The organism is Sutcliffiella sp. FSL R7-0096 (genome assembly GCF_038595065.1).
Taxonomy (GTDB): Bacteria; Bacillota; Bacilli; order Bacillales; family Bacillaceae_I; genus Sutcliffiella_A.
This window is the reverse complement of the sequence record NZ_CP152003.1, coordinates 4,468,785-4,488,209: the sequence shown is the minus strand read 5'-3', so window position 1 is coordinate 4,488,209 and position 19,425 is coordinate 4,468,785. Positions and strand designations below refer to the sequence as shown.

The following is a 19,425-nucleotide window of genomic DNA, read 5'->3' as shown; positions in this document are numbered from 1 at the left end:
ACTGATATCACACTTCCGTACCAAGGAGCCCAGCCGCAATGCACCAAACTAAATACTATCTATCGCTCCTACTCATCATGATATTCTGGGGCATGAACGTTCCGTTAGTTAAAATCCTTGTGGAGAACTTGAGCCCTGTCACCATGACCGCTTTCCGCATCATGACAGCAGGCCTTACCGTCTTTCTGATCCTCTCCATATTCAAGCTTGTCAGGCTTCCAACCAAAAGAGAATTCTACTATATCATTCTAGGATCCTTCCTTAATGTAGTCTGCCATCATTACTTTCTATCGATTGGCCTAAAAGGTACATCTGGCACAAATGCAGGTATCATCTTGGGAGCGGGACCGATCCTGACTGCCTTGATTGCGTCTGTCTTACTCAAAAAGAAAACAACCTTTCAACGATGGACCGGCTTCCTCCTCGGCGGAGCAGGTGTTGCAGTCACCATCCTTGTAGGAAGCAATGGTGTATCCGAAATCAACATCGGAGATATTTATGTTTTCATTTCGATTCTCACCCAAGCCTTCAGCTTCATCCTCATCAGTAAACTGGCAAAAACCCTGGATCCACGCTTGCTGACAGGATACATGCTGGTAATTGGGGCAAGTGCCCTCATGGTTATTGGACTGATGACGGAGCCAGGAGCAGTAAAGGAATTTGCTACGATATCCTGGCAGGTATGGCTGGCATTTTTTACTTCAGCCATCATAGCGACGGCGCTTGGACATATGTCCTATAACTTTATCATTGGGAAAATTGGTCCGGCAGAAGCTTCTATTTTTTTGAATTTCACGCCTTTTTTCGCACTCATTGGATCGGTCTTTTTGCTTGGCGAAAAGGTCACAATCTTCCATCTGATAGGGCTAGTTCTAATCGTGGCAGGAGTGTTATTGGGATCTGGTGCATTGGAGCGTAAAAAATTGTCGAGACAAGAACCGGTCAATCATTTAAGGGGAATCGGAAGATAAATAATATAGCCATTCAAATTGAAAACAGCCGAGCAGGGAAAGAATCTCCGCTCGGCTGTTATTATTATTGAAGCATGCATAAGTCTAAATCAATTAGAAACTCAAGCTATAACTCTACGTCGAGTCCACCAAAGTCCAGCTGTACCAACCACTAATAAGGCCAATCCAATCAGGATGTAATTTAATGTATTAGTAGCAGTGAAAGGAAGCATATTTCCTTTTTTCGTATCGGTAGCTGTCTTTTTATCTGTCTTGTTTTTATCTTTATCCACGGGTTTTACGACAACTGGTGTTTTATCTTCTTTCTCTTTATCTTTATTTTCTTCCTTAGGCTCTTCTTCCTCTACTGGCTCTTCTGCAGCCGGTAGAGTAGAAGCGGAGATGTAGATATAATCCAGCTCTTCGCCTGCTGAATCAACTGGTACAACGGCAAGTTCATAAGTTGTATCCGCTTCAAGGTCCGTATAGACATAGGAGTTCCCATCCGTAGTATCAATAACTTCCCCATCAAGAAGCACTTCGTAATAGTCCACTTCAAATTCTACTTCATACTCGTAAGTCCATTCAATCTCAATGGTGCTTTCTGTTACACTCACCACTTCAATCGTGTAAGGAATGGGACCGTGATACTCCTCTTCTGAAAGATAAACCATAATCCCTATAGCTCTTAGCTTTTCTACAACAGCAAGCTCAGGTGAGCCTTCTTCGAAGGTTAATCCTTCTATATCGAATAAAGTAACTTCCCAGAGGTAGTCAAGCTCAAGAAGGACACTGATGTCTGCGATGTTTGTGTTATGCAAGTGTAGCACTTGCAAGTCAAGTAACCCGTTCAAGCCGGAAATGTCCGTAATTGGATTATAAGACAGATCAAGCCAATAGATGTTCAATCCTTTTAACGGATTGATATCTGTGATCAAATTGTCTGATAGAGTTAGAAAATGCAAGAATTCTAGTCCTTTTAAAGGAGAAAGGTCCTTGATTTCATTTCCACTGATATCCAGATCAAATAGGTTAATTGCATACTCAAGTCCGTTCAGTTTTTTAATTCCCATCCAGGAAGCATATAAAGACTCAAGGCGTTCCATATCTGATTGGTAAATTTCACGGTCGAGATCTTGAAGTCCCAATTGTTGACGAATAGCATCATTTAAGCCTTTATCAGGAATATTGACGATATCCCCTGATGGTGGCGCGAGAGTCTGTGCCATCTCAAATGTATCGTACATAAACGTCCCGTCTGTATCATACATTTCCACCTTCACGATATAGTCTTTCTGCGAATCAAGACCTAAAATAGTCAGCTCTGTTAAAGTTGTTTCCTTGTAAAATTTGTCATTTACGTACACTTTGTAGAGGTATTCTTTTTCATAGTCCTCTTCATTCTCTGAATAATACCACCAGCCAATAGAAATGCTTTGCTCAGTGGTACCATAAATGCTTAATTCTAGAGGTTCAAAGTATTCTTCCTCAAGTACATCAACATATACTCCGGCGTCGGCCCAAACATTTAGTAGGTCCCAAACAACCGAGTCCGGTGAAAAATCAATATTGGTGTCTGCTAATGTAATAAAAGTTAAGTTAAGCAGATACTCCAATGAAGAAATATCACTGATCTCGGTATTATGAAGGAATAAACCTTCCAAACTCGTTAATCCCTCCAACGGTTGGATGTTAGTGATTGGATTGTTAGCTAAGCCTAAAATATAAAGGTCTGTTAATTTACTTAAAGCTGAAACATCCTTTATTTTATTCTCTTCCAAGTCAAGGATGAAAAGCTTCGTCAACCCTGTCAGAGGGGTAATATCCTCAATGCTGTTGGAGTATAAGAATAGGACCTCCAGATTGACTGCTTTCTCAAGACCCACTAGGCTTTTGATCCCAAGGGAGCTTGCATCAAGCATAGTCAAGTGTTCCAAATCGCTCTCAAAGACTTCCCTGTCAAGCCTCATCTGGGATTGAATGGCCTCTTTCAAATTTGCGTCTTCAAACTTAACAATCTTACCAGTTGGTTTAGGAAGGGTCTTTATTGTCAACGTTTCTTCTACTAAAACATCATTCGTTTTATTTAACGCTCTCACCTTAACCTCATAAACGGTGTTTGGTGTTAAATTAGTAAACTCGTAGTCTGATAATCTAGGTCCACCAGATGTGATGAGTGTATCATTAAGGTATAACTCGTAAGTCGAAATACGCCCTAGGCTATTATCGACATAGCCATACCACATTACAGCAAAAGAGTGCTCATTAACGAACATTTTGTCAAGAAACATGAAAGCTTCCGCATTTTCATCAATTAGGGTGCTTTTTAGATAATTCTCTTTTTCTGATGGAACAAAATTCAATTCTGCTCCTTCTACTTCCTCAACGGAAACGGGAGCACTTTCGTCGACCTCAACAACATCTTCGGTTGCAGTCTGTTCCGAGGAGATATTTTCCGTCTGCTCCTCTTCTGTGACGGTGGTGCTATCTTCAGATACATCTTCCTGTACTGTTTCTTCCGGCGCTTGTTCAGATGAATCTACATTTTCTTCGTCAGAAGATACATCTTCCTCTGCAGGTGCTGCCGGTACCTCTGCAGTAAGTTCGTTACTCTGGTGAATTTCTTCAGCATTTTTCCACACAACACTGTACACGATAGCCGTTGGTTCTTCTACCTTGTCCGTATATGTATAGACTTTCTTGCTTTCAGTAGCTAAGCTAGCCACTTCTTCAGGGGTAACTTCTACTTCTTCACCATTCCTAACTAGTAGGAAACTCTGAACATCAGCGGAAGATGTCAAATCCTCGCCATACGTTTCCCACACTAAAACATTGCCTTCTTCCGATGATACTGCTTCCTTTAATGATACCTTGGCAAGCACATATTCGGTTCCTTCCGAAAAAGCCTGTGCAGCAGGACTAAGTAAAGAAAGTAGTAAGGTAAATACAACTGTTACATTTAGCCAAAAACTTCTTTTCAACTAAAACAATCCCCCAATTCTAAATTATATAAAATAATATCCAACAAAAAGATTATACTACCAAAGTTCGTTTTAGAGAATTACTTTTTTATGTAATTTTGTAGAAAAAAGTGGAAAATAATCATCGTATCCTGGGAGATGAGTGGTGGAGGGCGAAAAAGTGTAAAAGAGGTAAGTATCCGGGTTCTTGTTCCATTTCAAAGAATTGCAACGAGAACCTGGAATCCTGTCTATTAGTAACAGATTGTTGTAACCTGTCCCCTATTAAGGTTGCAGCAATATCTTACTAATTCATGGTGAAAATGGGTTAAGCTTTTATCTCCTGATATCTTTTCGCGAGCGCCTTACTTTTGGATTTAACGAGAAATTGAATTGTTTGTTGGAGCAGAACCTTGTTAATACTACAGCGGCTTTTTTCACTTGTTCATAAACTGTAATGGCAGAAACATTGAGCTCCAGATATTCATGATTGTTGAAAAACACAATACATTTTGTGGAGGAAACAGACTCAACATGTGATAAGTGCTGCAGGAACAGCCAACAGCAGGCTTCCTGATCAGGTGAATGAGTTGGGATGGCTATTATTCCTTCTGTTTGGTCAATCAGAATCGGTGTTTTCTGAATGTAATTGGTGAAGTGGATGGTAGCAATTCTTCTCCCTTCATAGGTGCAACTGTCATCTAGACAGCCCCTATGCAAAATTTCCTTAGCTGTCTCATCTGTCATGAATTTCCCCTCCATATCCATTATCTTTGTCTGATACTGAGGATGACGATAGGACAGCAATGCCATCGTCGAAAGGCCAATCCGATATTGATGAATCACAGGTAATTCATTCCCCATATCCTTAAATCCCTCCCATACAAAATAAATAAAGCGCTTACAAAACTAATTATATAGAAAGTGGTAAAAAATACCTAGCTTTTTCTTAAGATTTTGTGATATTTTGTAAAAAAATGTAGATGGAGTGGAGTGAACGAATTATGGAGTATCAACAGAGTGACTTTTCGAATGAGTTATTAAACAAAATTAGAAAAAACGAAATGATGCTACAAAGTCATATGAGGGAACTTCTAAAAAAATACAAGCCTATTTTTATAAAAAGAGCCCTGGAACTAGACATAAGTTTTTTTAGGGAAGGGGAAGACCCATTTAAGCCTGGTTATAACTCTTTTATTAACATCGGAGTAGCAGAAAAAGGGGAGGAAGCGTTTAGTCTACATTCTCTCAATATCTGGGAATGTAATCGTTATTTCTTAGGTATGCCTATTTCAAAAAGAATTATGGGTAGTAAGGTGACGGGTGAATTGATAGATGAACCAGTTAAAGCTGTTAAGGAAGAATGGGAAGAGTTTTTAGAAGACTGTTTGATAGAAGAGTAGTACACAGGACTATTCATCCTCTATTGTACTAAAGTGTAATGCTCTGGGTTGAATGGTAAATGATAGAAGCACTGCTTGTTTTGTCAGCAGTGCTTCTGTTTTTATTAGGTTATTCTTTATATCCGTTTGGATTGTTCTTTTGCCATTTCCAAGAATCTTGGCACATTTCCTCTAGTCCTTTTTCCGCCTGCCAGCCCAATTCTTCCTTAGCTTTAGCCGGATCCGCAAAGCATGCACCAATATCCCCAGGTCTTCTTGCAACTATCTTATATGGCACTTCTTTGTCGGATGCTTTTTCAAAAGCTTTTACCATTTCCAGCACAGAGTAGCCTTTTCCTGTTCCTAGATTGTACGCATGCACACCTTTGTCATTCAAGACTTTTTCAAGTGCCTTAAGGTGCCCTTTCGCAAGATCCACCACATGGATGTAATCGCGTACTCCTGTTCCGTCCACCGTGTCATAATCATCTCCGAACACCTGTAGTTCTGGTAACTTCCCAATGGCAACTTGTGTGATAAATGGCATAAGGTTGTTTGGAATACCATTCGGATCCTCACCGATTCGTCCGCTATCATGCGCTCCAATTGGGTTGAAGTAGCGCAATAGCGAAATGCTCCACTCGTCGTCTGCAACATGAAGGTCACGCAGAATTTGCTCGATCATTAATTTTGTCTGCCCATAAGGATTTGTAGCGCTTAATGGGAAAGACTCTGAAATAGGCACACTCTCAGGTAAACCATAAACGGTTGCAGAAGAACTGAATACCATATTTTTGACGCCGTGCTTGTGCATAACCTCACACAAATATAACGTCCCAGTTATATTGTTGTGATAGTAAAATAAAGGTTTTTCCACAGACTCTCCGACCGCTTTCAAGCCAGCGAAGTGAATGACAGCATCAATTTTATGGGCATCGAACACCTTGTCTAGCTTGTCTTTATCTAGAAGGTCCACTTCGTAAAATGAAAAGTCTTTCTCTGTTATTTCTTTGATCCGATCTAATGAGACATGATTACTATTGGAAATATTATCGACAATTACAATTTCATAGCCAGCATTTAATAACTCTACACAAGTATGGCTGCCAATGTAACCGGCACCGCCAGTAATTAAAATTGCCATGTTAAGTTCCTCCAATTTTCTATAATGACTATTCCCATTACAATCATAATGGAAATTTAAATAGCTTTAAAGTAATAATACCGGAAAAGGTGATTTCGTGCATTATGTATAAATTATGATAGAATAGAAAAAAACTATGAGATGATTTCTCTAATATGTTAAAGGATGATCTAATTAATGAAAGTACTACACCTATCATCGTACTATATAACGAATAAATTATACATGAATTTATTTAAGCAATTATCGACTGAGGGATTGGAACAACATGTTTTCATCCCTGTAAAAAGTAGTGGAAGCATAGGAGTAAATCAATTACCTGCTGAAAATAAAACCGTTCACTATCATTTCAAACACATGATTAAACCTCACGACAAATTTTTATTCTTTCATAAGATCAACAAACAAATGAAAGAGATTGAAAAGGACATTTTATCGCAAAATCAAATCGACATCATTCATGCTCATACCATTTTCAGTGATGGTGGATCTGCTTACAAAATTCACAAGAAGTATAATATTGATTACGTAGTGTCAGTGAGAAGTACGGATATTAACTTCTTTTACAAATATGGTATCCATCTTCGTCCTTTTATGTATAAAGTACTTCTAAATGCGAAGAATGTAGTTTTTATCTCTGATGCGTATCAAAAAAAGGTGTTCGAATTGCTGCCTGACAAAGTGCTTCATAAGATTAAAGATAAATGTCTGATCATACCTAATGGCATTGACGAATACTGGCATGAAAATGCCATATCTATTGAGAAATCAGCACCTACAAATAAACTCAAACTTGTCTTCGTAGGAATTCTTGATGAAAATAAAAATATTAGAACGGTCATGAAAACTTGTGCATTGCTTAACTCACAAGGTATTGAAACATCATTAGAGGTATTCGGGAATGGTCCACTTGAACAAGAATGTAAAAACTTGGCCGAGTCATTGTCCATTCAAGAAAAAATCAACTTTCATGGTTACATTACCGATAAAACAGTGATAGCTAAGACAATGGAGCATTCGGATATTTTTGTCATGCCGTCCTTCAGAGAAACCTTCGGCCTTGTGTATATAGAAGCCATGTCAAAAGGGCTTCCTGTTATCTATGCAAAAGGAGAAGGGCTGGATGGAATGTTCAAAGATGGGGAAGTAGGTTATGCTGTTGATCCTAATAGTGAAACCATGATTACTGATACCATTCATTCCATTTTAGAGAACTATATAGAAATTTCAAATCGTTGCAGAAAAGAAGCACGACCTTTTAATTGGAGGAATATAGGCAATAAATATTTAAAACTATATAAATAATGGAAACCCCGGATGTAATTACTCCGGGGTTTCTCATTTTACATGAAAGTTTCAAACATATCCTGTTCCGTACATTCTAATAACAAATCCTGATACATAGGCAGAAATAATTAAAGGAATGTTAAAATGAACAGTATTTGATTGGAGGGACATCATGAAAAAACAGATTAATGAGATATATTGGATAAGGGCAACTGCATGCTTAAGTGTAGTGTTCATCCATGCATTAACAAGAACATACTCCAACTATGAAGTACCGGGAAGCACTGTCCAGTTGTTACAAACCATACAAATATTATTGATGTTTGCCACACCGATGTTCATCTTGATTTCAGAAGTCATCAGTTCAAGGGTATATCCGGATAGCTTGCCAAAAAGTTTTTTTAATAAAAGATTCAAGTTCCTATTCTTACCCTACTTATTTACACCTTTTTTATATGGTTTATATCACTTGATTATAAACAATGCCTCTATTGAAAAAGTCAAAGGAGACATACTAGATGATATACTCCTAGGTGCTTGGCATGGGTATTTTATCGTTATAATATTACAGTTTATGTTCATCCACTGGATATATATAAAGTGGTTCAAAAATATCTCTGCATGGACCATGCTATCAATTACATTTATCATCAATGTAACTTACCTCTACATTGCTAACTATCAAACGGACATGCTCCCGAAAATTATGCAAGAGTGGCTCCCTTTTGTTAGAATGCCATTTATTGGTTGGATATTTTATTTCACAGTCGCTTACTATGCGGGAAGATATATAGACGAATTAAAGGAAAACAGGAAATGGGCTTTCCCATTCTCTCTCATAGCTACCGGGATTACCGGATATTTATTAGTCAACATATTTATATCAGGAACTTATACACTATTATCTTCCGTAAGACTTGATATTTTGTTTTATACCGTCTCTCTTTTCTTTGTATTTTTTTACTTGTTTTCTTATTTGCCATCTGTTCCGAAAATTATCATGTTTATTAGCAAGTATTCATTTCCGATATTCTTATTACACTATCTGTCATTCAACCTAATTAACCTTGTCCTACCGGAAATGAACATTAAATGGTATGCTTTGATTTTATTTTTGGCGGGAGTTTTTGGTTCGATCTTACTTGCTTGGATCATTAACTTGTTACCTTTTGGAAAATATATTGTCGGTCCAATCCGCCAGCCTAAAAAGCTAAAAGATAAACGTCAACCTAGTTCTACTTAATCGAGGTATTCATTATGAGACTAAAGTGGAGGGGAAATTCTCTACTTTAGCCTCTTTATTTACCACTGTGTCGAAAATTAATGAAGATTTCTCAGGAAATAGTAGGTTTCATAACAAGTTGTGTCGAACTATTGCCAATCTTAGTTGTTATAGGTGGTGGTCGGCCTCAGTTATTTCCTCATCATATCGACCAAGGTGTGAAAATACAGATATCGGATGTCAGGGTACACTGTATCGTTTGCCGCAATTCCTTTCTATATCGATATAGGGAAGGATACTTATATGCTATAATTATGATATATTTACCAGTTAAATTCTAACAGTTTCAAGGGAGTATAAGAATGCAAAAGAGAAGTTTTTATTGGATGTTTTTGTCCTGGGGATTGGTGCTTGGTTGGATGGGACTCATATTCTTCCTATCTGCCCAACATGGGGAACAATCGGCAAGTCTAAGTGGGGGTATTACCGAAACGGTGAAGGTGCTTGTTGAACAGGTTGCTCCGCAAGCAAATATAAATGTAGAAGCAATAAGCTATTTTGTAAGAAAGAATGCGCACTTCTTTGCCTACTTGTTGCTTGGATTGCTTTGTTTAAATGCGATAAGAACAAGTGGTGTCAGTTTGAAAAAAAGTGCTATTTTCGCTTTATTTTTATCTGTTGTTTATGCAATATCTGATGAAGTACATCAACTCTATGTTCCTGGAAGAAGCGGACAGTTCAGTGATGTGATACTTGACAGCGCAGGGGCGCTAACAGGAATTGGACTCTATCTAGTAGGCAGACATCTAAAAAAGAAAAACACCACGGATGAAACCACAAACTAAACTAGAGCCTGAATGCAAGGGAGAACCCTATGCATTCAGGCTTTTTTTAAGAGGTGCTTTAGTGCTTTAACTGATTGAGGGTCAGACCCCTTTTAACACGCTACCTCAATAAAGCTTCCCTTGCCTATAAAGTACGGTGGAGAGCTTCATGACGGAGTGGATGTAGCAGTTTTGCCTTAGTGGGTGGGGGTCACCGAAGAAGGCTGGTAGTATGGTGTCCATGGTGTTTTTCATTTTGTCGAGCAGGAGTTTATATACCTGATCCTCTGAGTAGAATTGGGTTTCGCGCCCTTGCATCCATTCTAAGTAGGAGACGATGACTCCCCCTGCGTTCGCAAGGATATCTGGTATGATGATGACCCCTTTGTCGATGAGGTATTCGTCTGCCGCGCTTGTCACTGGAGCATTGGCTCCTTCTACTATGATGCGTGCCTTGATTCTTTCTTTATTGGTATCATGGATCTGGTCCTCAAGTGCGGCAAGGATCAATACGTCCACGTCCATGTACAATAAACCGTTTCTGTCCATAATGGTTGCTTTTATATTTGCATCTAAGAGCTGATTCTCGCTGGTTGGTAGATCGCCATTATTCAGGGCAACAAATTTTATCAATGCTGGAATATCCAATCCGTCAGGGTTGTGCAGGGTGACATTCCGATCACTGACCGCCACCACTTTGTTTTGTAAATGCTGGCATTGATAAGCCTCAAGCGCAGCTACCGACCCAACGTTTCCAAAACCCTGCACGGCGATTGTCAAAGGGCTTCCCTCGTATTCCAAAGCAGTTTTAGCAAATGCATTGTCCGTATTAGATAGAAATTTCCGTTGGTTTTTTAGGAAGTCATGCAACAAATAGCGGAATGTAAAATACACACCTTTACCGGTTGCTTCCCGCCGTCCCAAAGATCCTCCGTTTATGACACTCTTTCCGGTAAAGCTTCCCTTATAAGCCTGGCCTGGCCGAATGCTTTTGTACTCCGCCATCATCCAATCCATTTCACGCTCCCCAGATCCCATATCAGGTGCCGGGATGTCCTTGTCCGGTCCTAAAATGTCACTGAAGTATTGGACATATTTCTTGCAGATTAGATGTAGTTCCTTCTCGGTGTAAGATCGGGGGTCCAGCACAATACCACCCTTACCACCACCATAAGGTACATCATGTAATGCGTTCTTCAACGTCATCAGGGAAGCGAGGTTGATGACTTCATCCTCATTCACCGATTCATGAAAGCGGATCCCGCCTTTATAAGGTCCCAGGGCATTGTTATGCTGGACCCTGAATGCCGGAATTCTGACAACGCTTCCATTTTCAAGCGCGATTCGTAAAAACGACTTATGTAAATGGTTCGGTGTGGAAAGGATAGCACCAAGCGATGTAAATGCCTGCTTTCTTGCTTCTCCAACAAGCTCCGGCAGGAACGCAGTATCCTCCAGCAAAGCATCCAAAGACTCCTGTACAATCATTCTCGTCTGGCTAATCATAAAAGACCTCCATATTCTCTATATTTTCTAAAAAGTATAACATAATAAAAAAGGAAGCACCCTCGAGAAGGCTTACTCGAGGGTGCTAAAAAAAGGGGTCAAAAAAAAAGGGTCAGACCCCTTTTATCGCGTTGCCATTTTAAAGGGGTGAGGGCCAGACCCCTTTTACTCCTCTACCGCACTAAAACCCACTCATTTTGTAGCCGTTGCGGCCGGCGTGTTTGGCGGCGTAGAGGGCTTGGTCGGCTTTACGGAAGAGTTGTTTAACGGTTGTGCCGTTGGCTGGGTAGGTGGAGACACCCATGGAAGAGGTGACATGTATGGTGTGCCCTTGGATGGTGTATGGGTTTGCCAAGGTTGTCAGGATGCGTTCTGCTACTTGGTCCACCTGTTCCAAGTCGTCGATATTGCGCAACAGGATGACAAATTCATCCCCGCCTATTCTGGCCACCATATCTCGTTCTCTTACACACTTTAATAAGCGTTTGGAAAAAGCGATAAGTAGGTCGTCTCCAACTTCATGCCCATATGTGTCGTTCACTACCTTAAGATGATCGCAATCAAGGAAAAACACGGCAAGCAGGGCTTCATTTTTTTTGGCCTCGGCTAATGATTCTTCTAGCTTGTCCTTCAGCATTCTGCGATTAGGCAGCTCTGTCAGGCTATCATGATAGGCTTGAAAGGTTAGCTGCTCTTGAAGTTTTTCTCTTTCTTTTTCAATAATTCTTTTGTCAGTAATGTCCTGTGCGATGATATAAGTCCCCTTGGTGACGCCTTTTACAATAATTGGGACATTCGTTACGGATAAATAAAGGTCACGTCCCTTGGCATTGGGAAAAAGTATTTCGAAGTTTGCCACCTTACCACGCTTTGTCTTGTCCAGGTCAAGTTCAGGTACAACTTTTTTTGCGTATCTTACAATATTAAAACCAATAATCTCTTCTTTAGAGTAGCCTGTGATTGTCATACAGGCATCATTAGTATCTTCAATTATCCCTTCATTATCTACCATACAAACCGCACTTTTATGATAGGAAAATAATGATTTGTACGCGTCATGACTTTCCTCAAGCTTTTCTTCCAGTTCCTTTAAATGTTGTATGTTTCGATAAATCATAGAAATGGCGACGACTTTACTATCCTCATTGAGGATAGGGGAATAGCTGATAGAAGTATGAATTGCAACTCCTTTTTTAGTCAACCGGATAGCTTCTTCCGTGGGTACGGACTTTGCCTCCTTAAGTAAGGCAAGGGTATGCAATGATTTCTGTTTCAATTCTTCTGGAATAACAGCAAGTGACTCCAAAGGGTTTCCAATAAGTTCGCATGCATCCCAGCCGAATTGTCGGACAAAGGCTTTATTAATTTTAAGAATATAACCATCAGTATCGATGACGAGCATGGCATCTACTGTATTTTCCACTAAGGATTCGAGGAAAATATAATCTTCCGCCTTCTTTTTTTGGGCATTCAAGGTCTTAGTGATACCAAGAACGAAAGTTTTTCCTTCCTCTTCAATAAAGGTCAGGCTTGTTTCCGAGGCAGGTAAGTCTGCAGCAAAAAGATTAAGGTCTGAATAGGTGAGAGGCTGCCTGGTTTCAATACATTTTAAATAGTTCTCATTTAATAAGGTATATACGGATAGGGGAAGAACATCTACTAGCCTCTTTCCGACCATATCTATTTTAAGCTTCTGCTGGGCAGCTGGGTTTACGTCTGTGTACCACAGCTCATGATTCTTCCACTCTACCAAAAAGACCAAATCGGCCATGTTTTCAAAAAACAATGAAAATTGCAGCTTAATATTCATTTTATTCCTACTTTTCTTGAAATATAGTAAAATTTCCTCTCATTATACCAAATAAATGGAGCGAATTAACAAAAATAAGTGAAAAAAGAAAGGGAAAGGGGTCAGACCCTTGCAGGAATTTCTCCTCTCAAGTCGAAGGTGCAAAAATATTTAAAAAAAGGGTCAGACCCCTCAAGGATTTTCCGTCTTCATGTCGAATCCCTGCGTCCATCGGTCAATTTAGTACTCCTAAGGTGTCAATTGAGTGACCCTGAAATACCTTGTAAGCGTTTTATAATGTAGGAAAGCGTTTACAAATAGGCGGTGAGTAACGATGGAGACTAAAATTGAACCTAAGGTGGATCCTGTTGTGCCGAATACGTCAGGCAGGACGAAGTTGCATGATGTGAAGGGCGATCCGAAAAGGAAAGCCAGGCTTAAGAGTATTTTGACGTACACGGCGTTTGTTGGCCCTGCACTTATCTTTTTCTTTGTAATCCAAATCATCCCGTTCCTGATGGGAATCTATTATTCTTTTACTTCCTGGAATGGTGTCAGTTCAGCCATTGAATGGGTGGGTCTTGCGAACTACAAACGAATTTTCACAAATGATGAAGTATTCTTCAACTCTTTCATGTTCACGACAAAATTCATGTTCGCGGCAGTTATCATCAGTAACTTGATAGGCTTCGGCCTCGCGCTGTTATTAAACGCAGCACTGAAAACGAAAAACATACTCAGAACCGTCTTCTTCATCCCGAATGTCATCGGGGGACTATTGCTCGGTTTCATCTGGCAGTTCATTTTCGTAAGAGGATTCGCATCCGTTGGGGAACTTACCGGACTTTCCTTCTTCCAGCTACCATGGCTTGGAGATGAAACAACGGCATTTTGGGGGATCGTCATCGTGTTCGCTTGGCAAATCAGCGGTTACATGATGATCATCTATATCGCAGCCCTACAAGGGGTGGACAATTCCCTGCTCGAAGCTGCAAGAATCGATGGAGCCAACAGCTTCACCCTTATCACCAAAATCATCATCCCTTTAATTTTACCGGCCTTTACGATCTGTTTCTTCCTGACGATCGCAATGGCATTCAAAATATTCGACTTGAACCTGAGCTTAACAGGCGGTGGACCATTCAATTCGACACAGTCGGTGGCCATCAATATCTATCAAGAAGCGTTCCAGAATAACCGATATGGCCTTGGAACGGCAAAAGCAATCATCTTCTTTGTGGTAGTAGCGATCTTCACGACATTCCAAGTAATGGCGACAAAGAAAAGGGAGGTTGAGGCATAATGGATCAAAAGTATACAAAACGAACCTTTGTGCTGGAGATCATCGGCATCTTAATAGCGATTATCTTCCTCATTCCCTTTTATTTTGTCATCATAAACTCGGTAAAAAGCTTCAGTGAAATACTGATTGACGCAGCGGCATTGCCGACAGAAATCCTTTTCAGCAACTATGCAAAGGTATGGGAGATCATCCAATTCCCGCGTGCCTTCTGGAACTCGCTGATCATCACGGTTCTCAGTAACATCGGAATTGTGGTCATCAGTTCGATGGCGGCATGGAAAATGGTACGCACTCCCGGAAAGTTTAGTAAAATATTATTTGTCATCATCGTTTCAGCTATGGTCATTCCGTTCCAGACTGTCATGATCCCATTGATGAAGCTAGGTGGAGCACTTAATCTGATCAACAGCATCCCAGGAATCATCATCATGTACTTCGGTTTCGGGGTTCCGTTATCGCTCTTCCTTTACCACGGATTCGTCAAAACGGTCCCAGTGGAGATAGAGGAAGCGGCAAGAATCGATGGCTGCAGTCAGTTCGGGGTATTTTGGAGAATCGTATTCCCGTTGCTTAAGCCGATCACGGTGACCGTCGTCATCCTGAATACACTGTGGATCTGGAACGATTATCTGTTGCCATTACTGGTACTGCAATCGGCAGAGCTTAGAACGATTCCGCTTGCCACAAGCTCGTTCTTCGCCCAATATACGAAGCAGTGGGATATGGGGCTGGCAGCATTGATGCTCGGTATCGCACCAATCATCATTTTCTTCTTATTTTTACAAAAGCATATCATCAAAGGTATTGCTGCAGGTTCTGTTAAGTAAGCTTTGCAAGGGCTGCATGCTGCAAATCGCACACTTTGCAGTCCCTGCCAAGTTACTATAAAATTTTTCATTTAAAAACAAGGGGGGCATTTCAATGAAACGCTTAGTACTTCTATTATTATCGTTGTCATTGGTTGTGGGGATTTTCGCAGGATGTTCTAGCGATAATTCTTCCGGCAACAATGGCAATAACTCAGGGAATGGAGATCAAGTAACATTGAACCTTTTCCAATTTAAAGTGGAAATCGCCGATCAACTGGCGGAAATGATCAAAGAATTCGAAGCAGAGCATCCAAATATCAAAGTGAAGCTTGAAACAGTTGGTGGGGGTGCTGATTACGGTGCGGCGCTGAAAGCGAAATTCGCATCCGGTGAACAGCCTGACATCTTCAACAACGGTGGATTCAAAGAGCTTGAGCTATGGAAAGAGCATTTGGCTGACCTTTCTGAGGAGCCTTGGGTAGAACACGTACTTCCAATCGGAAAAGTTCCAATGACAGATACGGAAGACGGCAAACTTTACGGAATGCCAGTCAACCTTGAAGGATATGGATTCATCTACAATAAAGATCTATTTGAAGAAGCTGGAATTACAGAAGCTCCAACTAATATCACAGAATTAAAAGCGGCTGCTGAAAAATTGGAAGCTGCAGGCATCACACCTTTCTCAGCAGGATATGGAGAGTGGTGGGTAATCGGTCAACATCTACTTAACATTCCATTTGCACAACAAGACGACCCGGAAGCGTTCATCGCAGGTCTATATGACGGTTCGGAGAAAATCGTTGGCAATAAGCATTTCGAGGACTTCAAAGAGGTTCTTGATGCAGAAATCAACTTTGGGAACGCAAATCCTTTAACAACAGATTACAACACGCAAGTAACTCAGTTTGCTAGCGGTAAAACAGCCATGCTACAACAAGGTAACTGGACAGAGAACATGATCTATGAAATTGATGCGGACATGAACATGGGCTTCTTGCCGATTCCGATCAACGACGATGCAAGTGCTGACAGCCTGCCTGTTGGGGTTCCAAACAACTGGGCAATCAACAAAAACTCTAAAAATATCGAAGAAGCGAAAACATTCCTTAACTGGATGGTTTCCTCTGAAACTGGTCAACGCTTCATCACAGAAGAGTTCGCCTTCATCCCGGCATTCGATAACATCGAGCCTGCTGGCCTAGGTGATCTTGGTCAATCCATCCTTGAGTACTCTACTGCGGAAAAAACGGTTCCTTGGACTTGGTTCATGTGGCCGGACGGAGCAAACAAAGAGTTTGCTGCAACGATTCAGGAGTATGCAGCCGGAAGAATCGATTACGACACAGTTCTTGAGCGCTTCCAGACTACTTGGGATAACCTAAAATAAGTACTTTTTTCGAAAAGCATGTCTCTTAGCGGGCATGCTTTTCTGCTATAATGATAGAAAAGGTTTTGAGTTCCCCTTAAAAAGAGGTTTTTGTTAGAGAAATTCCCCCCTGTTGACTGGAGTGCAAGGCGTGAGACTCCGGCGGGAGGTAGCGGTAGCTTGAGACCCCGCAGGCGAACGCCGAGGAGGCTCAAGCACCGCCCCGCGGAAAGTGAACACCTGGAACGCAAGGAAACAGGGAGTTAAAAGAATTTACACAATTAAATGTAAGCGCTTCGGAGGTAGTTGGGATGTTCAAGAAAAGTATTCGTAATAAGCTAATCGCACTTCTATTGATCATCACCATCCTGCCATTCGGAACATCCATCATCATCACCTACTACCAGACCAAAGAGGCATTCAAGGACCTGGTCGTCCAAGAAAATAGCAATCTGCTCTATCAGGGAAAAATAAATCTCCAAAACTATTTATCAGAGCTGAACGGACTTACGCTATCCCTCTATAATAATCCTGATTTTATCAACTATATGAGGGCTCCTGATAAGGATGATAACTATATAACAATAGGAATGGTCCGGAACGTCCTTCAGACTATCCTTTATGCAGAGGATAATATCACTAGGGTGCAGATTTCTTTTGCAGATGACAATAGGGGGATCACTGCCTCCAAGCGTTCGACGGTTGTCTTTTCTGATAGAGTTTCGGATGCATATGACGATGCCTATAAGCTTGCACAAATCAGTCCGTTTAACTACCATATCGAAACAGATCAGCTTCAACAGGGTAGCAATACAATATATGTGCATCGGGTGCTGAGGAATGTACCTTCCGACAGGGTACTCGCTTTTCTTACACTTGAAGTAGGAACGGAAAAGATTTTAGAGTTGAGTGAAAATCTCTATAGGAGGGAAACGGAGGAATTTTTCATTCTTTCCCCAACAGGTGATCTTATCTACAGTTCGAATCCCGTGGTAGCGACAGAGCAGGAGGAACAAGAATGGATCCCCGCCATCATGCAATCCGACGCTGAGAAAGGGACGATGGAGTGGGAGAATGGTGAGTTCCAAGGCGTGATGATGTTTGACCGGACAGAGCTTGCAGTCGGTGGTTGGATTTTGGTCAAGCGCGTTCCGTATTCGACCCTCTATGATAATGCTTTTGTTGTGACGAAGATTAATATTTTATTTGGCGTCATCGGTTTATGCCTTGTCATCTTGGCTTCCTTGATTGTTTCTTTTAAAATAACTTCTCCGATCCGGGTGCTTTTGCAAAATATCCAGCAGGTTAAAGAGGGGAACATGAAGGTACAGTTTGAGTCATTGGGGAATGATGAAATCGGTATTTTAGGATATCGTTTTAAGCAGATGATGGAGCGCATTAATATGCTCATTAACAGGGAGTATAAGCTTGAGATTGAAAACAAGACCAATCAATTAAAGGTTTTGCAATCCCAGCTGAATCCACACTTTCTCTATAACGCCCTTCAATCGATCGGAACACTGGCATTGAAAAATAATGTCCCTCAGATTTATACGCTCCTGACTCATTTGTCCAAGATTATGCGTTACGGCATGAACATGGAGGAGGACATGGTCCCTTTGAAAAAGGAGATCAACTACTTGAAAGCTTTTCTTTTGCTGCAAAAGGAGCGATTCGGGGAGCACTTTGAATATGACTTTGACGTGGAAGAGGAAGCGCTGAATGTTGAGGTGCCAAAAATGATCCTTCAGCCAGTCATCGAAAACTATTTTAAACATGGCTTTGATATCCGGGATGGCGTCGGGAAGATCGATATTACCGGAAAAGTAAAGGGTGAGCATCTGCATCTGACCATCCGTGACAACGGTGCAGGGGTGAGTGATGGCAGACTGGCCGAAATTTACAAGGGCTTTCCGGAAGGAAATTCTGGTTCTGATGAAGAAGAAACACATATAGGACTCCGAAATATCTATACTCGTATGCAATTATATTATGATAATTTAGCGGCGCTTCGTTTGGAAAATCATCAGGACGGTGGGTTCATGGTAACACTGAAGCTTCCGCTCGAGGTTGGGGGTGAACAGGATGAAGGCAATCATCATTGATGATGAAAAGCATGTGAGAGATGGTCTGCAGTTGCTGGCCGATTGGAAAGGAAATGGAATCGATACGGTATATGAAGCCGAAGATGGGGACGAGGCAATCAGGCTCATCAAAGAGCATCGCCCCGAAATCATTTTCACCGATATGCAAATGCCAAAGCTGGATGGCATCAGCTTGTTGAAGTGGATTGCCGAATCAGAACTCACGAGCATCACGATTGTGGTCAGTGGCTATGACGATTACACCTTTATGCGGAATGCCATTACGTATAAAAGTTTTGACTATATCCTGAAGCCAATTGACCCTGATTTGTTAAATGAAACGTTGGAGCGGGCGGTGAAGAAGTGGAAGGAGGAGGCACTGGTACGGAGGTCTTCGGGCAGTGTGGAAACGATTCCTGCCACTTCTGGATTTGGGACGCCCTCTAGTATGGAAAAAATAGAAGAATATCTGCGGGCGAATTATCAGCAGGATATCACCCTCCAGGAGATCGCGGACTGCTTCTATTTGAGCAGGGAGCATATTTCGCGTAAATTTAAACAAGAATATCATGAGACCATCACCGATTATGTGACGCGGATCCGGATGGAAAAGGCGAAGGAGCTCCTGGCAAATCCGGGATCTAAAATCTATGAAATTGCCTATCATATTGGCTATCATAATGAAAAATACTTCAGCAAGGTTTTTAAAAAGTTTTATGGGGTCACCCCTAATGAATACAGGACTTCACTAGTAAAGTGACAACCAGACATAGAGAACAGATATGAGGTGCAGATA

15 protein-coding genes are annotated in these 19,425 nt (G+C 41.1%); 10 read left to right on the top strand and 5 right to left on the bottom strand.

Annotation, left to right across the window (positions count from 1 at the left end; genetic code table 11):
* The first annotated feature begins 38 nt into the window (after positions 1 to 38).
* Positions 39 to 971, top strand: a complete 933-nt coding sequence (locus tag MKY77_RS23010; RefSeq protein WP_339147935.1) for a DMT family transporter — start codon at positions 39 to 41, stop codon at positions 969 to 971.
* Between the two features lie 101 nt (positions 972 to 1,072).
* On the opposite strand, the gene MKY77_RS23005 is transcribed toward MKY77_RS23010, so the two are convergent.
* Both MKY77_RS23005 and MKY77_RS23000 read right to left on the bottom strand, forming a co-directional pair.
* Positions 1,073 to 3,931, bottom strand: coding sequence for a leucine-rich repeat domain-containing protein (locus MKY77_RS23005; protein WP_339147934.1), 2,859 nt, complete (start codon positions 3,929 to 3,931; stop codon positions 1,073 to 1,075).
* Positions 3,932 to 4,246: 315 nt separating this feature from the next.
* Positions 4,247 to 4,774: a competence protein ComK gene (locus MKY77_RS23000; protein ID WP_339147933.1), complete on the bottom strand. Its 528-nt coding sequence runs from the start codon at positions 4,772 to 4,774 to the stop codon at positions 4,247 to 4,249.
* A 140-nt stretch (positions 4,775 to 4,914) separates the two neighbouring features.
* Between MKY77_RS23000 and MKY77_RS22995 the strand changes: the two genes are divergently transcribed.
* Positions 4,915 to 5,313: a hypothetical protein gene (locus MKY77_RS22995; protein WP_339147932.1), complete on the top strand. Its 399-nt coding sequence runs from the start codon at positions 4,915 to 4,917 to the stop codon at positions 5,311 to 5,313.
* A 109-nt stretch (positions 5,314 to 5,422) separates the two neighbouring features.
* Here the strand turns inward: MKY77_RS22995 and galE are convergent, their stop codons facing one another.
* On the bottom strand, positions 5,423 to 6,436 hold the full coding sequence (galE, locus tag MKY77_RS22990; protein WP_339147931.1) for a UDP-glucose 4-epimerase GalE: 1,014 nt from the start codon (positions 6,434 to 6,436) through the stop codon (positions 5,423 to 5,425).
* Positions 6,437 to 6,613: 177 nt separating this feature from the next.
* On the opposite strand from galE, the gene MKY77_RS22985 reads away from it, so the two are divergent.
* The 3 genes from MKY77_RS22985 (at position 6,614) to MKY77_RS22975 (ending at position 9,790) form a co-directional block, all read left to right on the top strand.
* Complete coding sequence (locus MKY77_RS22985) at positions 6,614 to 7,741, top strand: glycosyltransferase (RefSeq protein ID WP_339147930.1); 1,128 nt, start codon at positions 6,614 to 6,616, stop codon at positions 7,739 to 7,741.
* A gap of 154 nt (positions 7,742 to 7,895) precedes the next feature.
* Positions 7,896 to 8,966: an acyltransferase family protein gene (locus MKY77_RS22980; protein ID WP_339147929.1), complete on the top strand. Its 1,071-nt coding sequence runs from the start codon at positions 7,896 to 7,898 to the stop codon at positions 8,964 to 8,966.
* A gap of 341 nt (positions 8,967 to 9,307) precedes the next feature.
* Positions 9,308 to 9,790 (top strand): VanZ family protein, encoded by a 483-nt coding sequence (locus MKY77_RS22975; protein ID WP_339147928.1) that lies wholly within the window; start codon positions 9,308 to 9,310, stop codon positions 9,788 to 9,790.
* A 105-nt stretch (positions 9,791 to 9,895) separates the two neighbouring features.
* On the opposite strand, the gene MKY77_RS22970 is transcribed toward MKY77_RS22975, so the two are convergent.
* Together MKY77_RS22970 and MKY77_RS22965 are read right to left on the bottom strand one after the other, a co-directional pair.
* Positions 9,896 to 11,275: a Glu/Leu/Phe/Val dehydrogenase gene (locus tag MKY77_RS22970; protein WP_339147927.1), complete on the bottom strand. Its 1,380-nt coding sequence runs from the start codon at positions 11,273 to 11,275 to the stop codon at positions 9,896 to 9,898.
* Positions 11,276 to 11,456: 181 nt separating this feature from the next.
* On the bottom strand, positions 11,457 to 13,085 hold the full coding sequence (locus tag MKY77_RS22965) for a diguanylate cyclase (RefSeq protein WP_339147926.1): 1,629 nt from the start codon (positions 13,083 to 13,085) through the stop codon (positions 11,457 to 11,459).
* A gap of 313 nt (positions 13,086 to 13,398) precedes the next feature.
* On the opposite strand from MKY77_RS22965, the gene MKY77_RS22960 reads away from it, so the two are divergent.
* From MKY77_RS22960 to MKY77_RS22940, 5 genes are all read left to right on the top strand, one after another.
* Positions 13,399 to 14,367, top strand: a complete 969-nt coding sequence (locus MKY77_RS22960) for a sugar ABC transporter permease (RefSeq protein ID WP_237662963.1) — start codon at positions 13,399 to 13,401, stop codon at positions 14,365 to 14,367.
* Positions 14,367 to 15,194: a carbohydrate ABC transporter permease gene (locus MKY77_RS22955; protein WP_237662964.1), complete on the top strand. Its 828-nt coding sequence runs from the start codon at positions 14,367 to 14,369 to the stop codon at positions 15,192 to 15,194. Before MKY77_RS22960 ends, MKY77_RS22955 begins: the two co-directional genes overlap by 1 nt.
* Before the next feature lie 94 nt (positions 15,195 to 15,288).
* Positions 15,289 to 16,566, top strand: coding sequence for an ABC transporter substrate-binding protein (locus MKY77_RS22950; protein WP_339147925.1), 1,278 nt, complete (start codon positions 15,289 to 15,291; stop codon positions 16,564 to 16,566).
* A gap of 290 nt (positions 16,567 to 16,856) precedes the next feature.
* Positions 16,857 to 18,650, top strand: a complete 1,794-nt coding sequence (locus MKY77_RS22945) for a sensor histidine kinase (RefSeq protein WP_339147924.1) — start codon at positions 16,857 to 16,859, stop codon at positions 18,648 to 18,650.
* Positions 18,631 to 19,389: a helix-turn-helix domain-containing protein gene (locus MKY77_RS22940; RefSeq protein WP_339147923.1), complete on the top strand. Its 759-nt coding sequence runs from the start codon at positions 18,631 to 18,633 to the stop codon at positions 19,387 to 19,389. Before MKY77_RS22945 ends, MKY77_RS22940 begins: the two co-directional genes overlap by 20 nt.
* Positions 19,390 to 19,425 lie beyond the last annotated feature (36 nt).

Coding starts and splice junctions, on each gene's coding strand:
- galE (WP_339147931.1), bottom strand. CDS start 6,436: ATGGCAATTTTAATTACTGGCGGTGCCGGTTACATTGGCAGCCATACT.
- MKY77_RS22960 (WP_237662963.1), top strand. CDS start 13,399: ATGGAGACTAAAATTGAACCTAAGGTGGATCCTGTTGTGCCGAATACG.
- MKY77_RS22980 (WP_339147929.1), top strand. CDS start 7,896: ATGAAAAAACAGATTAATGAGATATATTGGATAAGGGCAACTGCATGC.
- MKY77_RS22995 (WP_339147932.1), top strand. CDS start 4,915: ATGGAGTATCAACAGAGTGACTTTTCGAATGAGTTATTAAACAAAATT.
- MKY77_RS22950 (WP_339147925.1), top strand. CDS start 15,289: ATGAAACGCTTAGTACTTCTATTATTATCGTTGTCATTGGTTGTGGGG.
- MKY77_RS22985 (WP_339147930.1), top strand. CDS start 6,614: ATGAAAGTACTACACCTATCATCGTACTATATAACGAATAAATTATAC.
- MKY77_RS22970 (WP_339147927.1), bottom strand. CDS start 11,275: ATGATTAGCCAGACGAGAATGATTGTACAGGAGTCTTTGGATGCTTTG.
- MKY77_RS23010 (WP_339147935.1), top strand. CDS start 39: ATGCACCAAACTAAATACTATCTATCGCTCCTACTCATCATGATATTC.
- MKY77_RS22955 (WP_237662964.1), top strand. CDS start 14,367: ATGGATCAAAAGTATACAAAACGAACCTTTGTGCTGGAGATCATCGGC.
- MKY77_RS22975 (WP_339147928.1), top strand. CDS start 9,308: ATGCAAAAGAGAAGTTTTTATTGGATGTTTTTGTCCTGGGGATTGGTG.
- MKY77_RS22945 (WP_339147924.1), top strand. CDS start 16,857: ATGTTCAAGAAAAGTATTCGTAATAAGCTAATCGCACTTCTATTGATC.
- MKY77_RS22940 (WP_339147923.1), top strand. CDS start 18,631: ATGAAGGCAATCATCATTGATGATGAAAAGCATGTGAGAGATGGTCTG.
- MKY77_RS22965 (WP_339147926.1), bottom strand. CDS start 13,085: ATGAATATTAAGCTGCAATTTTCATTGTTTTTTGAAAACATGGCCGAT.
- MKY77_RS23000 (WP_339147933.1), bottom strand. CDS start 4,774: ATGGGGAATGAATTACCTGTGATTCATCAATATCGGATTGGCCTTTCG.